Source organism: Aurantivibrio infirmus, from assembly GCF_054767315.1.
In genome coordinates, this window is the sequence record NZ_BAAFSK010000006.1 from 273,592 (window position 1) to 288,973 (window position 15,382).

Below are 15,382 nucleotides of genomic sequence, written 5' to 3' on the forward strand. Positions count from 1 at the left end.
TTTTATTTATTCTTGAATGGAATTTGTTATGACTAATAAAGCTATTATTCACACCGACGATGCGCCTGCAGCCATCGGCACTTATTCACAAGCGGTTAAAGTTAATAATACCGTATATTTGTCTGGTCAAATTCCCTTGGACCCTAAGTCTATGACTATCGTTGATGGCGGATTTAAAGCACAAGCCCATCAAGTATTTAAAAATTTAAGTGCAGTTTGTGAAGCAGCAAATGGCTCATTAAAAGACATAGTAAAATTAAATATATTTTTGACAGATCTGAGTAATTTCCCAGTTGTAAACGAAGTTATGGCTGAATATTTTCAGGAACCTTACCCAGCGCGTGCAGCAATCGGGGTTAATGAATTGCCCAAAGCTGCAGAGGTTGAGGCCGACGCGATTATGGTTATTTGACTTTCAGAAGGCCATCTTCTTTCAGTAACTCGGTGTAGCCTTCTCTAAAAGTCGGATAGCGGAATTGATACCCAGAATTTAGCAGCTGTTTATTACTACAACGCTTGTTGTTTCTGTAGCTGTTATCAAAGTTGTTTTTATTTTGCGGATAGCTTTTCTGATCACTTGCTAACTTGCTTTTCGAATTAACGGGGGGTGAATTTAACCCCATAACGTTTGCTAACCATTGCTTTACTTCTTTTAGCTTTACCGGTTCGCTATCCGTTGCTAAATATAATTTTTCTAAAGGTTCGCACTTAGTGTGCCTTTTAATTAAATGGGCAAGAACGCCCGCACAGTCGTCAGCATGAATTCGATTGCTGTATCCAAGATCCTTTTCACCGCGATCGCCGTCTATCACTTGCTGAATCAAACGGCAGCGGCCCGGCCCATAAATCCCAGAAAATCTCACAACACAACTAGGCAAAGTGCTACGGGAAATTCTCGCCTCTGCAGATGCTATTGCTTGCCCACTATAACGCGTTGGCTCTGTGGGCGATTGTTCAGAAACCCACTCACCATGGTTCTGTGCATAGACGCTCGTGCTCGACACGAATATTACCAATTTTGGCAAGTACGTTGCTTCTTCCATGGCGGTCATGATGCGCTCTAAACCATCAACATAGATTTGGTGATAAGCGCTTTCACTTCGATCTGCAGGAACCAGCGTCATGACGACAATATCAAAACCTTGATTGATTTGCGTCGTTAAACCCTGCGGCGACGAAAAATCTTGCTCAATTCCTGTGATATGTTCGGGTAGTTTGGTAATGTCTCGACGCATTCCAAAACACTGAATATCTTCGCTTGATAGGGCCTTAGATAAACGAATTGCAATATCACCGCAGCCAAGTAGCAAAAGCTTTGTTATCATCACGCTAATTTCACATTTTAGTTTTAGAAGAGTTTACTTAGTAACGGATAAGCAATCGACAGCGCCTTGATAAACTAAGGCCTTCGCACTTAACAGTAATTGGATTTAATCATGACTCTGACAGAATTACGTTATATTGTCACTCTCGCGCGCGAGCAGCATTTCGGCCGAGCCGCAGAAAGATGTTTCGTTTCTCAGCCCACGTTGAGCATCGCGGTTAAAAAGTTGGAAGATGAGTTAGGTGTAGCAATTTTTGAAAGAACCAAGTCACGAGTTCACCCTACGCCTCTTGGCGAACAAATTATCAAACAAGCACAGCTCGTTCTTGAACAAACTTCAGCGATTAAAGACATTGCCAGCTCCGGCAAAGATCAGCTAAACAGTCCATTGCAGGTCGGTGCAATTTTTACCATTGGCCCATATTTATTTCCAAAATTTATTCCTGAACTGCAAAAACTCGCAACCGATATGCCTTTATATGTGGAGGAAAGCTATACCGCGACCCTACGAACTCGGCTGCGCAACGGCGAATTGGACGCGATCATTATTTCTCTACCGTTTACCGAGGCCGATGTCGTTACTCAAGCGCTCTATGATGAACCTTTCGTCGTCTTGATGCCTCACAATCACGCCTTAGCAGAAAAAAAATGTGTCAAGCCTGAAGATATTAATCAACATAATGTGTTGCTACTGGGTGAGGGCCATTGTTTTCGAGATCAGGTACTTGAAACCTGTCCGAATTTAGAACCGTCGCTAGAATCAAAGAAACATGTTCGTACGGCTTCAGAAGGCAGCTCTTTGGAAACGTTAAAACACATGGTAGTGTCCGGGTTAGGTATTACGGTATTACCCAAAAGTGCTGCACTCACTAGCCAGTACGCTGAGAATTTATTAACCACGAGACCTTTTTGCGAACCAGTACCAAAACGTACCGTCGCGTTGGCTTGGCGAGCCAGTTATCCGCGTTTAAAAGCCATCGACATGTTGAGAAAAGCGATTCAGCAGTGCCAATTAAGTCTACATATATAGTTCTCGTGCTCGTCGAAATTCTACGCCTATCAGATTTACGTAGACGTTATGTCCGCTTCTAACGCAACCCTCCTGCAAGATATTCCCATCACCGTATTAAAAGGTGTTGGCGCAAGCCTGTCAGAAAAATTAAAGAAACTAAATTTATTAAATCTACAAGATTTGGTTTTTCACCTGCCACTGCGTTATCAAGATCGCACCAAAGTCACTGCCCTCGGCGCTTTAAAGCCACATATGGAAGCGGTAATTGAAGGAGAAATTCGCGGCTGTGAAATCGTCTTTGGAAAACGTAGAAGCATGGTCTGCGTATTACAAGACTCTACTGGTATCATCACTTTACGTTTTTATTATTTTTCCAATGCTCAAAAGCAACAGCTCACTACCGGAAGTAAATTACGTTGTTACGGCGAAGTTCGCCGTGGTGCATCGGGTTTAGAAATTTATCATCCCGAATATAAATTGCTTTCAGGTGACAGCGATCTATTACTCGAGGAAACCTTAACGCCAATTTATCCGGCGACAGAAGGTCTTACACAAGCACGCCTACGAAGTCTCGTTCAACAAAGCTTAAAAAAAGCATCGGCAGAAAATTTACCTGAGCTTTTGCCTGCAGAAATTTTACAAGCACTGGATCATCACGACTTATTAACGACCTTATGTTTTTTGCATTCTCCGCCGAAAACAGTGCGTGTAGATTTATTGCTTGCCGGCGAACATCCGTACCAACAACGCTTAGCCTTCGAAGAGTTACTCGCACATCATCTCAGTCTGTTAAAAAACCGATCTCGTGTGCAAAGTGCGCGGGCCTTGGCAATTGGCAGAAACAAAGAAATAGAACATCGATTTCTTAGCGCTTTACCCTTCAAGCTTACCAATGCACAAAACCACGTAATCAACGAAATTTACCAAGACTTGCATAAGGATCACCCCATGTTGCGTCTGGTACAAGGTGACGTCGGTTCAGGAAAAACGCTTGTCGCTGCAATGGCAGCCTTACAAACCGTAAATAGTGGTGGCCAAGTTGCCATCATGGCGCCGACAGAAATTTTGGCTGAACAACATCGGATTAATTTTAACGCTTGGTTTTCGCATCTCGACATCAACGTGGCTTTGCTCACCGGTAAACAAAAAGCGGCAGAAAAACGGGAACAACTCAAAGCCATTCAATCTGGCGAAGCGAACATTGTTATCGGTACCCATGCGTTGATTCAAACAGACGTGGAATTCGCTCGCTTGGCCTTGGTCGTGATCGATGAGCAACATCGCTTTGGTGTCCACCAACGTTTAACACTGCGCCAGAAAGGTATCGACACTGATCAAATCCACCCCCATCAACTCATTATGACGGCGACTCCTATCCCAAGAACCTTAGCGATGAGCGCTTATGCTGACCTCGATTGTTCCGTGATCGACGAATTACCCCCGGGTCGAACGCCTGTCGAGACAGTATTGATTAACCAAAGCCGACGCGAGCAAATTATTGAACGAGTCAATCAGGCCTGCTTATCAGGCCGGCAGGCCTATTGGGTCTGCACGTTGATTGAGGAATCCGATGTACTTGAAGCTCAAGCTGCTGAAGTCACCGCGGCCGCACTTAGTGAAGCCTTACCCGCAGTATCAGTAGCGCTACTGCATGGACGAATTAAAAGCCAAGAAAAAGAGGCTATTATGGCTGACTTCAAGTCGGGCAAAATCGATTTGCTGGTGGCAACCACGGTGATCGAAGTAGGGGTGGATGTTCCTAATGCCAGCTTAATGATTATCGAAAATCCAGAAAGGTTGGGCTTGGCTCAATTACATCAATTACGTGGCCGAGTGGGGCGGGGCCGCACCGAGAGTCACTGCGTGCTCCTCTATGGTGGGCCATTGTCACAAACAGCCAAAGCCCGATTGCGGGTAATGAGAGAAAGCACTGACGGCTTTGTCATCGCCGAGAAAGACCTGGAAATTCGAGGTCCCGGTGAAGTTTTAGGTACCCGTCAAACCGGCGAAATGCGCTTTCGAATCGCTGATCTGCAAAGAGATGCCAGCCTACTAACACCGGTTCGGCGCAGCGCCCAAACCATCATCAAGCTACCCAAAATATCCACGCAAATTATCAATCGATGGATCGGCTCGAATACTGAGTACGGCGACGTTTAAGCAAAGTTTAAAAACCTAGCTAGATGGTCGAAGTCAATCGCTGAAAATTCTTTGACCTCTCCTTTTCTCAACTACACTTAATACAGCACTCATCTAACGACTTCGTAAGTGATTGCTTATTAACCGGCTGTATCAGTTATTGTAAGGCAAAGGAGATTTTCATGCCGCTACCGACAAGCGTTAAGAATATATTGGATCTACAAAATGTCCGCTACAACATTGCCGAACTTACCGTGCAAAATCTTGATCTTGATTCCCACCCAATAACAGATCCGAAAACAACCGTGCGTTCGGTGTTGTTGCGTGATGGCTTAGGCAAAGTCCAGGTACTATACCCTTCAAACTGCCTTTTGGACTTAGCCAGCTTAAATCAGCAATTGGTTCGCCAACTGCGTGCGGCTACGGCTGAAGATTTGCAGTCTTTCTACAAACAACACCAACTTGAAACCGTCCCTGCATTACCTAGCCTCGGTGGTTTTCCGACAGTCGTAGATGAACATCTGTTTAACGCTCAATCACTACTTCTCGATTCCGGTATCAACGGCCAATTGTTGGAAATAGATCAAAGTGATTTCCAACAGGTGGTGAGTAGTTCTACGCCCTTAAATTTTTGTATCCCAATCGACGATTTGGTTGGACCTTTGTCCTCCGATGATGAATCAGAAATTTTTAGCGCAGTAAAATCATTCACCAGTTTACGAATCCAACAACGGCTCGAAGAAACGCTGGAGTTGCCGCCACTACCTGCGACGGCACAGCGTATTATTCAATTACGCGCCGACCCTAACGCTGACATCAGTGATCTATCAAATATCGTTGAAACCGATCCCAGCCTTGCCGCGCAAGTCGTTAGTTGGGCGGCATCACCCTATTATTCTGCGCCCGGTAAAATTAAATCCATTCACGATGCCATCGTTCGCGTATTGGGCTTTGATATGGTGTTGAATTTAGCCTTGGGTTTAGCTTTAGGAAAAACGCTCAAATTTCCCAAAGATTATCCCAACGGCGTAAATACCTATTGGCAGGACGCGGTTTTTACCGCCGCAACGATAGAGAGTTTAGTAACTGCCATTCCGAAAGAAAGACGTCCGAGTTTTGGAATGTCCTATTTGTCTGGACTGTTAAATAATTTTGGCTTTTTGATTCTTGCGGAAATTTTCCCGCCACAGTTTGAATTATTAAATCGCTATATAGAAGTTAATCCTCATGTGCCCGTCAATGCTATTGAGCAACACATCATGAATGTGACTCGTGAACAATTGGCTGGATGGCTGATGATGACTTGGCAGATGCCTAGCGAAGTATCAACAGCGTTACGCTATCAAAGTATTCCTCAATTTAAAGGCGAACATAATGAATATGCAAAGTTGCTTTTTATTGCAAAAGCTAAATTGCGTGATTATGGAATTGGATCCGGGCCAAAAGTAGAAATTCCAGAAGCTATTTACACAAGCTTGGGGCTTGATCCTGAACTAGCAGAAAATGCTGTTGTTGAAGTAATGAAAGCGAAAGATGATCTGAGCCTGATTACACAACAATTAAATACTTAGCACTCCCCTTGATTGGAAATAAGATTCTAGAGCCAAACTACTTAGTTTGGCTCTTCAAATTAAAGCCCCTTTATTTAGACTGAAGCTGGCGCTGCCGTTAACACATTTTCTTCGCCTTCAGACTTTGCAATAACTACAGCGCAGCAACTATCGCTAAATACGTTGACCGCCGTTCGCATCATGTCTAAAAGGCGATCCGTTACCATTAACAAGCCAACAAGCTCCAAAGGCAATTCCAACACTGTCATGATGACCATGATGGCAACTAAACTCGCGGCGGGAATTCCCGCAACGCCTATTGATGTTAACAACGCAACAAGCACGACCGTAAACTGCGTCGCCAGCGATAAATCACCCCCATAAGCTTGCGCAATAAAAATTACCGCGACGCATTCATAAAGCGCCGTGCCATCCATATTGATCGTTGCGCCTAAGGGCAAAACAAAAGAAGTGGTGCGATTGGATACTCCTGCATTTTTCTCAACACACTCCATTGTTAGCGGTAAAGTGCCTGACGAACTTGCCGTAGAAAATGCGGTAAGCAAGGCCGGCGCCATTGCGCGGTAATGTTTTAAAGGACTAACCTTCGCTACGTATTTTAAAACTAAGGGCAAGGCTACAAACGCATGTAGTGTTAGCGCAATTACAACGGTAATAAAAAACATAAACATTATTTTTAATGCTTCTAGCCCGGTAATTGAAATAGTTTTTGCGACTAAACCAAAAACCCCAATCGGTGCAAATTTCATGATGAACATGGTGATGGACATCATGGTTTCAAATACCGCTTGCCAAAAATCGTAAAGCGTTTGTTTATGGTTGCCTTTAATTCGCATCATATAAAAACCAAACAACATGCCGAAAAATATTAAACCTAACATTTGGCCGTCTGCAGCTGCTTGAACAATATTCGGCGGAACCATACGCAAAAATACTTGGACGATATCACCAACACCTCGGCCATCAGCGCGAGCAATTTCTGCGGCAACTTCTTCAGCTGGTACTAGCTCTAAACGATCACCCGCTGGTTCTCCATCAATAACACCAGGCTGTAAAATATTTACGACGAATAGTCCGATCATGATCGCAACAAAACTCGACGCCAAATAAAAGCCCAGCGTTTTACCACCAATGCGGCCAATACCTTCGCCGCTGCCCATCCCAGCGACGCCACAAATAATCGACGACAAAACTAAGGGAACGATGATCATTTTCAAACCATTGAGAAATAACTTACCGATAAAATCAAACACGCTAAAGGTAGAAACACCAAGCACCATGGTTTCTTCCGTGGTAATACCGCCAATAATAAAGGCCAAAACAATCGCCGAGAGAATTTGCCAGTGCAGGGGGAATTTCTTCATGTCAGGCTCCGATGGTTCAACTTATTGAATCGATTATTATTGTGGATTCGATCATTCTAATCTTATGCGCCGACCTTAGGTCAAAATGGTAGATAAGTACAAGCGATGCTGGAAATTAACTCGAGTTTTTGGTGAATTTACCTAAAGTGCTATAGTGCCTCCCAAATTAATTCCCGCCATTTAATCCAATTCTTTTTTCATGGGGACAAACGCTACTAATGACTACTGCAAAGACCTCAAAGTTTGTTGCCTATCTGCAACTAATGCGCCTTGATAAGCCCATCGGTACATTGTTGCTTTTGTGGCCTACCTTATGGGGTTTATGGATTGCGAGCAGTGGCAAACCCAACATCAAAGTACTAGTCATTTTTGTGCTCGGCACTTTTTTTATGCGAGCTGCGGGCTGTGTGATTAATGATTTTGCTGATAGAAAATTAGACGGTCATGTCGAAAGAACCCGTAATCGCCCCTTGGTGACCGGACGGGTATCGAGCGTAGAAGCAATTTGTTTGTTCGCGCTGTTAACTGCGGTGGCATTTGCCTTGGTATTAATGACCAATGAACTCACTATCAAGTTGTCCTTTGGTGCGATCGCCTTGGCGGTTTGCTATCCCTTCATGAAACGCCATACCCATCTACCGCAGGTAGTGCTTGGCGCCGCTTTTTCATTTGGTATTCCAATGGCTTACGCTGCACAAACTGGGGAATTACCAAACGAGATCTGGCTGATTTACATCGCTAACCTGCTTTGGACTGTTGCTTATGACACCTTTTATGCGATGGTTGATCGAAAAGATGATCTTAAAGTGGGAATAAAATCCACGGCAATCTTATTTGGCAGCAACGACCGCCTCATAACTGGCCTTTTACAGGCCATCACCCTATTAGCGCTAGTGATGGCCGGTGTCCGCTTCGAGTTAGGGCTCTATTACTTCCTAGGCCTTGTGGTTGCTGGGCTTTTCTTTGCTTACCAGCAATATCTCATTAAATTTCGCCATCCAAAAGATTGTTTCCGGGCATTTCTCAATAACAATTGGGTAGGATTAGTCATCTTTTTGGGGCTGGTGGCAAATTTCTATTTTTCTTAATCAATGAAGATCGCGCACGATTTTGAAATTGTCATAAACTTGTAACAGTCTCTTTATTAAATGGAAACCATTCAGTAACCAAGTGAAGCTCTGTATCAACCTTGGTTAATCTAGGGCTTTCAGGAAATTTCCTAATATGGCAGATAAAACAATACTCATTGTTGACGATGAAACCGCTATTCGAGATATGCTGCGAATAGCCTTAGAGATGGCAGACTACAACTGTCTCGAAGCTAGCAACGCACAAGATGCGCACAGCATTATCGTCGATAGCCTACCGGACCTAATCCTTCTCGATTGGATGTTGCCCCACACAAGCGGAATAGAATTGGCTCGTCGTCTCAAACGCGAAGAAGTCACCGCCAAGATCCCCATCATCATGCTCACCGCAAAGGGCGAAGAAGATAATAAGATTCAAGGCCTTGAGGTCGGAGCAGACGATTACATCACCAAACCTTTCTCACCCCGCGAACTAGTCGCCCGATTAAAGGCCGTGCTAAGACGAGCTGGGGGCCAGGAAGAGAGTGAGCCCTTACAGGTAAACGGCCTCTGCTTGGACCCTGCAAGCCATCGCGTCAGTATTCATAGTCACCCGATTCAGATCGGGCCGACAGAATATCGCCTGCTAGAGTTCTTTCTCACTCACCAAGAACGGGTTTATACACGTTCTCAACTCCTCGACCACGTATGGGGGGGGAATGTGTATGTTGAAGAACGCACGGTCGACGTGCATATTCGCCGCCTGCGTAAAGCCTTAGCCCTTGATGGACACGAACGATACATTCAAACTGTCCGCGGCGCGGGCTATCGGTTTTCCACCAAGATGCCTCTTTCTGCATAGCAGGGATAAATTTGCTTTAATGCGCACCGCTTACTAAACCCGAGTTTAGTGTCTTACCTATTCTTTCGGGTGGTCAATTTTTACAATTTTTAAAGGCGCAATGTTTTGCATAGAGGGTTTGCGACCGAGATTCGGCGAGTCATCATATTAACCGGTCTCTGTATTGGCTTTGGCCTAATCAACGGTTATTTGGCCTGGACGCTCATTGCCGGCGGCGCCATTTACATGGGCTGGACCCTATGGCAAATCTTTCGCTTAGATCGCTGGATTATCGCTCGCGAACCAGGTCTACCACCTGACGCCAGCGGGATATGGGGTGATATTTTTGACCGAATCTATCATCTACAAAGACGCCGAGAACGAGAAGCCTTGAGGCTACAAGCGGTCTTAACGCGGGTTCAAGAAACGGTGGCGGCACTTCCTGACGGCGTAATACTTTTAGACTCCCGCGGTTGTATGACTTGGTGGAATGACAATGCCAGTGAACTACTCGCCTTCCAGTCCGGTGATTTACAAACCCCTTTGGTGAATTTTATTCGCGATCCACAATTTATTGAGTATTACGAAAATCAAGATTACCGCTTACCATTTGAAATTCCCTCGCCTCAACACAAAGCCAAGCGTTTACAGATTCAGATAACCCACTATGGTCACGGTGAACGCCTTGTCTTACTGCGCGACATCACCCGTATTTATCGTTTAGAAAAAATGCGCAAAGACTTTGTCGCCAATGTTTCTCATGAAATGCGTACACCACTTACGGTCATAAAAGGCTATGTAGAAACCTTAGCGGACCATGCCGGCGAGGTAGCTCCAACTTGGGAAAAACCAATTGTACAAATTCAACAACAAACCGATCGTATGAATTTACTGGTTAACGATTTGATTACCTTGTCTCGCTTAGAAACTGAAGATACTCAAGGCAATCAGACGACGGTAAATTTAGCCCAATTAGTTAATGCTGTTAAGAGCGAAGCAGAAGTCGTCGGTAAACATAAATATCAAGTCAGCGCAGACTGTGACCCAAAAATTTTGATGAAAGGAAATCAAAAGGAATTGCATAGCGCTGTTTCAAACTTGGTTATCAATGCTATTAAATATTCTCCCCCCGGTACCGATATCCAAATCAATGTGCGTGTCGGTGAAGAGGGAATAGAGGTAGAGGTTGTCGACAATGGTATTGGCATCGATGATATTCATTTATCTCGACTCACCGAACGCTTTTACCGGGTCGACGCAAGCCGTTCGATTAATACTGGCGGAACAGGGCTTGGTTTGGCTATTGTTAAGCATGTGCTGCTGCGTCACGATGGCACCCTTCATATCGATAGCGAGCCAGGAAAAGGCAGCTGCTTTACCTGTTTGTTTCCTTTAAGTCGTTTAGTTTCTGATTAGTCTCTTATACAATTCAAAACCTCTTAATTTTAAAAACCATAGGAAGCTCATTGTCTAACGCAGGCTTGGTGATTAAATTTGTCGATTCTATCGACGATATCGATAAAGCCTCATGGGATATTTTGCGCGATAATGACTATCCTTTTTTGCGTTATGAATTTATTTGGGCACTTGAACATTCTGGTGCAACCAGTAAGGCAACGGGATGGACGCCACATCATATTGTTATCGAACAAACGGCTGAAAACCCGGCAAAAATTATTGCGATTATTCCGCTATATATAAAAGCCCATTCCTACGGCGAATATGTTTTCGATTGGTCTTGGGCTGACGCCTATCATCAGCACGGCATAGATTACTATCCAAAGCTAATTTCTTGCATTCCTTTTACGCCCGCTACGGGCCCACGCGTACTTTTCGATAAAAGTTATGATCTCAACCATCTCGTCAGTATAGCAACCTCGGCTATTAAGTCCGAAGCATCTCGCCTAAATGCGTCCTCTTGGCATTGCTTATTTCCGGAACAAGAATTAAATGAATATTTGCGTGAGCATGAAATTAGCTCGCGCATTGGTTGTCAGTTTCATTGGCTAAATCAAAATTATGCGAGTTTTGAGGAGTTTCTCGCTAGTTTTAACTCAAGAAAACGAAAAAATCTCAATAAAGAACGCAAGCGAGTGGCAGATCAAGGACTTATGCTGCAAACAAAATGTGGTGAAGAAATCAGTGCTGATGAGTGGCAGCAATTTTACCAGTTCTATCATTTCACTTATTTTAAACGCAGCGGCAGACAAGGTTATTTAAACGAAAAGTTTTTTTCCCTATTAGCTAACACTATGCCATCGCAAATAATGATGGTTACCGCTTATCACCAGAACAGCTTGGTCGCCGCCTCTCTTTTTTTTATCGGTGGCGACACGCTGTACGGCCGTTATTGGGGCTGCCAACAGGAATTTGAATGTTTACACTTTGAGGCGTGTTATTACCAAGGAATCAACTTTGCAATTGAGAAAGGCTTGTCGCGATTCGATCCGGGGGCACAGGGCGAGCACAAAATTCAACGCGGCTTTACACCGACGATAACCTATTCAAATCACTGGATAGCCCACCCCGAATTTCGTTCTGCGATCAATCAGTTTCTAGTTCAGGAAAGAAAGGGAACGCTTAGTTATTTCGAAGATGCAAAGTCTTATTTACCATTTAAACACAAGGCTAACTAAGGGTTATGTTTTTGCCAAACGAGCAGCCTATTATTAGCTGGCATCGCATTATCTTCCTTTAACACTAAACCAATATTTTTGGCCAATCTATCGACGGCCTCAAAATCACGAATGCCTTGGTGTGATCCTCGCTGTTTTAACCAAGCATCAAACTGACGATTGCTATCGCTGGTAAATTCACCTTGATAATTAAAAGGCCCGTAAACGGCTAACTTACCCTTTACTCCGAGGGCCTGATCTAAGCCCATAAAGAAATGCTCTACGTTCTGCCAAGACATAATGTGTAAAGTATTTGCAGAAAAAACAGCATCTTTAGTTTCAATTGGCCAAGGTAGTTGTTCCACATTTAAGTCGAAGGGTGCTTTGAGGTTGGCTAAATTTTTCTCGGCTATCCATTGCTGAATGCCTGCGTGATTTTCCTGTAAGTCGCTCGTTTGCCAAATGAGGTGGGGCAAACGCTCCGCAAAAAACACAGCGTGTTGGCCCGTGCCGCTGCCAATCTCTAGTACCTGATTTCTATCTGCAAACACTCTCGACAAAATATCGAAGATTGCCTGTTTATTGTTTTCGCAGGCTTGTGAAAAGGGCTTGTTCATTTTATTCATCTACGAGAAAGTGTTTACATTTTTCGAATAAATACCGGCTTGTTATCCGATGAGTGTTTTTTACTTAGATGGTAGCCTTCTAAATCAAAAGACAAAATATCATCTGCATTTTTGATTTTATTGCGAATGATATAAGCGCTCATTAACCCCCGTGCTTTTTTAGCGAAGAAGCTTATTATTTTGTAATCGCCATTTTTCCAGTCCTTAAACACTGGACTAATGGCCTCTGCATCAAGAGCCGCGGGCTTAACGGCTTTGAAATATTCGTTTGAGGCTAAATTGATAAACGTCTTGCTTTTAGTGGCTTGCAAATCTTTGTTTAGTGCTTCGGTAAGCGTATCGCCCCAAAATTCATAAAGATTATTGCCGTGTTTGGTTTTGAATTTAGTACCCATTTCTAGTCGATAGGCTTGCATCAAATCTAAGGGTCGCAGTAAGCCATACAGACCAGAGAGAATACGCAAATGCTTTTGCGCAAAATTAAAATTTTCAGCGTTAAAACTCTCCGCTTCTAAGCCCGTATACACATCGCCTTTAAACGCTAAAATGGCTTGTTTTGCATTGTCTTCAGTAAAGTTTGGCGTCCAGGATTGAAATCGATCGTAGTTGAGCACTCCCAATTTATCGCTAATACCCATTAATGCAGACACCTTAGCGGGGCTCAGTTGCTTTAATTCTTTTATCAGTTGCTTAGATTGTGGAATAAATTCCGGTAATGTATGACGCTTGGTCTTCGCTTTGCTTTCAAAATCGAGGGTCTTTGCCGGAGAAATGACGATTAACATTCAGTATCCTTTATTTTGCGATGTGTATTGCTTTCATTTTATTAACAAGAATTTTTATTCCGGCGACAAAATTTCGTTCCACCAGTTTAAAGGTGTGGTTCCATCGCTTGGATCATAGACGTTACCGTATTGCCAAGCGCTTTGTGTATTCTCACCAACGTGTTTATTTAATATATCTTCAATCATCTTAAATCCACAGCTTACATGGATTGAATACACCAGCATCCGCTCCGTTTCCAAATCCAAATCACCACCGAGTTTTTCGAGCTGCGGTGTCAACTGCTCGCTCAAACTGAGCACATCACCGCGACAAAATATCCGAATAGAAAGATTGCCGCCACGCTGAATGATTTCAAATTTACCATCTTCTGGATCCAGCTTGATGACGTCACCGCTCGCTATACCTTTAATAAACGCGGGTGACTTTACCAGCTGACAAGCATCGTCATCGGTGATTTTTATTTGTAAACGTTCGATTACAGCTTGGCCTTGCGGATCGTAACCCGCGACTAACTCAATGACCTGTAGTGCCTGCATATTTTTATTACCGTGAAATGTTTCTTAAAAGTTCTATTCTGAGGTAGAGATCAACAGCCTGTTTACTTTAGAATCGCTGACACCAAGTAACTCTGTGATGTATTCAACAAGGCTATTTATGCCAACTGACTCTATACAAGAGCAAGAGGAGTAGATTTTGTTTAAATTCTTCCCCAGCACAACAACCAAATACCGCCAAGGTAACTCGCGTAGCCTTGTTACTTTTACAGTGATAATGCTGTCGGTGATTATTAGCAGCTGTTCGGTCAATCCGGTGACGGGAGAAAATGAATTTAGCCTTGTCTCGGCGGAACAAGAGGTTGCCATTGGTCGACAAAATTATCAACCCAGCCAGCAAGTTCAGGGCGGGCGGTATGTCGTAGACCCAGAATTATCCGTTTACGTTTCACAAATAGGACAGAAATTAGCAAAAGTCAGCGACCGCCCGCAATTACCTTACGAATTTGTGGTTTTGAATAATGACGTACCCAATGCTTGGGCTTTACCGGGGGGAAAAATTGCAATTAATCGTGGGCTGCTCTTATACCTAGAAGACGAATCACAACTAGCAGCGGTTTTAGGTCACGAGATTGTTCACGCTGCTGCACGCCATGGCGCATTGCAAATGACTCAGGCTTCAGTAATAGGCCTCGGCACTCAGGTTGTCACACAGTCTTCGCAACAGTCGCCCTACGGCGAGCTCATCGCATCCACTGTTGGAATTACTGCTGCTGCATGGCAAGCACGCTATGGGCGCCAGGATGAATTGGACTCAGACAGATACGGTATGAACTACATGGTTAATGCGGGTTACGATCCACAGGGTGCCGTTGAGTTGCAAGAGGTGTTTGTGCGCCTGAGTGAAGGCCGCCAAAGTGATTTTATTTCTGGATTATTCGCCAGTCACCCGCCTTCGCAAGAGCGTGTTAAATTAAATCGTGAGCGTGCAGAAAAACTCAAAGATCGCGGCGGCGTTCGCAATGTAAAAGCCTTTCAGAATGCTACAGCTAAAATTCGCAACGATCAGCCAGCCTATCAATTACACCAACAAGCCATCAGCGAAATAAAGAATAATAATTTTGATAAAGCGCTTACCCTAAACGAGCAGGCGATAAAAGCCCAACCGAAAGAAAATTTATTTTGGGAAACGAAAGCGCAAATTCTTGATTTACAAAATAAACCCAAAGAAGCACTAGCAGCGCTCAATCAAGCGGTTTCGATTTATCCCGAATACTTTAGTCCTCTGCTCGCCAGAGGTGTTATTCAGTTAAAGCTAAATGATTTTTCTAGTGCTGAAAAAGATCTGCTCGCCAGCCAAAAATTACTTGATACGCCCGTGACAAATTTTATGTTAGGGCACGCTAATCTCGGCTTGGGACAAAGGGCGAAGGCTATTCAATATTTTCAGATTGCTGTAGCAGCAGGGGGAGATATTGGTCAAGCAGCGACAAAGGAATTGGAACAGTTAGGCATAACTACACAAACTACTAATCAGTAGGTA

Annotated in this window: 14 protein-coding genes; 9 read left to right on the forward strand and 5 right to left on the reverse strand. The window is 43.9% G+C overall.

The features are described from left to right. Positions 1-28 precede the first annotated feature (28 nt). The gene (locus ACYUCY_RS15035; protein WP_460227338.1) at positions 29-412 is read left to right on the forward strand and encodes a RidA family protein; all 384 of its coding nucleotides are present in this window, start codon (positions 29-31) and stop codon (positions 410-412) included. Here ACYUCY_RS15035 and ACYUCY_RS15040 read toward each other — a convergent pair. Further along, entirely contained in the window at positions 405-1,325 is a 921-nt protein-coding gene (locus ACYUCY_RS15040) for a sugar nucleotide-binding protein (protein ID WP_460227394.1), read from the reverse strand. The two genes, ACYUCY_RS15035 and ACYUCY_RS15040, sit on opposite strands and share 8 nt — an antisense overlap. A 111-nt stretch (positions 1,326-1,436) precedes the next feature. Here ACYUCY_RS15040 and ACYUCY_RS15045 point away from each other — a divergent pair, with 111 nt between their 5' ends. From ACYUCY_RS15045 to ACYUCY_RS15055, 3 genes are all read left to right on the forward strand, one after another. Further along, entirely contained in the window at positions 1,437-2,354 is a 918-nt protein-coding gene (locus ACYUCY_RS15045) for a hydrogen peroxide-inducible genes activator (protein WP_460227339.1), read from the forward strand. Between the two features lie 48 nt (positions 2,355-2,402). Continuing rightward, positions 2,403-4,496 (forward strand): ATP-dependent DNA helicase RecG, encoded by a 2,094-nt coding sequence (recG, locus tag ACYUCY_RS15050; protein ID WP_460227340.1) that lies wholly within the window; start codon positions 2,403-2,405, stop codon positions 4,494-4,496. A 161-nt stretch (positions 4,497-4,657) separates the two neighbouring features. Next, complete coding sequence (locus tag ACYUCY_RS15055) at positions 4,658-6,046, forward strand: HDOD domain-containing protein (protein ID WP_460227341.1); 1,389 nt, start codon at positions 4,658-4,660, stop codon at positions 6,044-6,046. Between the two features lie 74 nt (positions 6,047-6,120). Here the strand turns inward: ACYUCY_RS15055 and ACYUCY_RS15060 are convergent, their stop codons facing one another. Then, positions 6,121-7,410 (reverse strand): dicarboxylate/amino acid:cation symporter, encoded by a 1,290-nt coding sequence (locus ACYUCY_RS15060; RefSeq protein ID WP_460227342.1) that lies wholly within the window; start codon positions 7,408-7,410, stop codon positions 6,121-6,123. Positions 7,411-7,628: 218 nt separating this feature from the next. Between ACYUCY_RS15060 and ubiA the strand changes: the two genes are divergently transcribed. The 4 genes from ubiA to ACYUCY_RS15080 all read left to right on the forward strand — a co-directional run bounded on the left by ubiA (position 7,629) and on the right by ACYUCY_RS15080 (position 11,954). After that, on the forward strand, positions 7,629-8,498 hold the full coding sequence (gene ubiA / locus ACYUCY_RS15065; RefSeq protein WP_460227343.1) for a 4-hydroxybenzoate octaprenyltransferase: 870 nt from the start codon (positions 7,629-7,631) through the stop codon (positions 8,496-8,498). 136 nt (positions 8,499-8,634) lie between these two features. Continuing rightward, positions 8,635-9,339 carry a phosphate regulon transcriptional regulator PhoB gene (gene phoB / locus ACYUCY_RS15070; protein WP_460227344.1) on the forward strand — a complete coding sequence of 235 codons (705 nt, stop codon included), beginning with the start codon at positions 8,635-8,637 and terminating at the stop codon, positions 9,337-9,339. A 105-nt stretch (positions 9,340-9,444) separates the two neighbouring features. Further along, positions 9,445-10,734 carry a phosphate regulon sensor histidine kinase PhoR gene (gene phoR, locus ACYUCY_RS15075; RefSeq protein ID WP_460227345.1) on the forward strand — a complete coding sequence of 430 codons (1,290 nt, stop codon included), beginning with the start codon at positions 9,445-9,447 and terminating at the stop codon, positions 10,732-10,734. 50 nt (positions 10,735-10,784) lie between these two features. Beyond that, positions 10,785-11,954 (forward strand): GNAT family N-acetyltransferase, encoded by a 1,170-nt coding sequence (locus ACYUCY_RS15080; protein WP_460227346.1) that lies wholly within the window; start codon positions 10,785-10,787, stop codon positions 11,952-11,954. Here ACYUCY_RS15080 and ACYUCY_RS15085 read toward each other — a convergent pair. From ACYUCY_RS15085 to ACYUCY_RS15095, 3 genes are read right to left on the reverse strand one after another with little or no spacing between them, the layout of a single operon-like run. Then, a complete protein-coding gene (locus tag ACYUCY_RS15085) occupies positions 11,951-12,559 on the reverse strand; it encodes a DUF938 domain-containing protein (protein WP_460227347.1) in 609 nt (202 codons plus the stop codon). The two genes, ACYUCY_RS15080 and ACYUCY_RS15085, sit on opposite strands and share 4 nt — an antisense overlap. Positions 12,560-12,573: 14 nt before the next feature. After that, positions 12,574-13,344 carry a peroxide stress protein YaaA gene (gene yaaA, locus ACYUCY_RS15090; protein WP_460227348.1) on the reverse strand — a complete coding sequence of 257 codons (771 nt, stop codon included), beginning with the start codon at positions 13,342-13,344 and terminating at the stop codon, positions 12,574-12,576. A gap of 54 nt (positions 13,345-13,398) precedes the next feature. Next, entirely contained in the window at positions 13,399-13,881 is a 483-nt protein-coding gene (locus tag ACYUCY_RS15095; protein WP_460227349.1) for a DUF4265 domain-containing protein, read from the reverse strand. 157 nt (positions 13,882-14,038) lie between these two features. On the opposite strand from ACYUCY_RS15095, the gene ACYUCY_RS15100 reads away from it, so the two are divergent. After that, positions 14,039-15,379, forward strand: a complete 1,341-nt coding sequence (locus tag ACYUCY_RS15100) for a M48 family metalloprotease (RefSeq protein WP_460227350.1) — start codon at positions 14,039-14,041, stop codon at positions 15,377-15,379. Positions 15,380-15,382 lie beyond the last annotated feature (3 nt).

Coding starts and splice junctions, on each gene's coding strand:
- ACYUCY_RS15035 (WP_460227338.1), top strand. CDS start 29: ATGACTAATAAAGCTATTATTCACACCGACGATGCGCCTGCAGCCATC.
- ACYUCY_RS15085 (WP_460227347.1), bottom strand. CDS start 12,559: ATGAATAAAATGAACAAGCCCTTTTCACAAGCCTGCGAAAACAATAAA.
- ACYUCY_RS15040 (WP_460227394.1), bottom strand. CDS start 1,325: ATGATAACAAAGCTTTTGCTACTTGGCTGCGGTGATATTGCAATTCGT.
- phoB (WP_460227344.1), top strand. CDS start 8,635: ATGGCAGATAAAACAATACTCATTGTTGACGATGAAACCGCTATTCGA.
- yaaA (WP_460227348.1), bottom strand. CDS start 13,344: ATGTTAATCGTCATTTCTCCGGCAAAGACCCTCGATTTTGAAAGCAAA.
- recG (WP_460227340.1), top strand. CDS start 2,403: ATGTCCGCTTCTAACGCAACCCTCCTGCAAGATATTCCCATCACCGTA.
- ubiA (WP_460227343.1), top strand. CDS start 7,629: ATGACTACTGCAAAGACCTCAAAGTTTGTTGCCTATCTGCAACTAATG.
- ACYUCY_RS15095 (WP_460227349.1), bottom strand. CDS start 13,881: ATGCAGGCACTACAGGTCATTGAGTTAGTCGCGGGTTACGATCCGCAA.
- ACYUCY_RS15055 (WP_460227341.1), top strand. CDS start 4,658: ATGCCGCTACCGACAAGCGTTAAGAATATATTGGATCTACAAAATGTC.
- ACYUCY_RS15060 (WP_460227342.1), bottom strand. CDS start 7,410: ATGAAGAAATTCCCCCTGCACTGGCAAATTCTCTCGGCGATTGTTTTG.
- ACYUCY_RS15045 (WP_460227339.1), top strand. CDS start 1,437: ATGACTCTGACAGAATTACGTTATATTGTCACTCTCGCGCGCGAGCAG.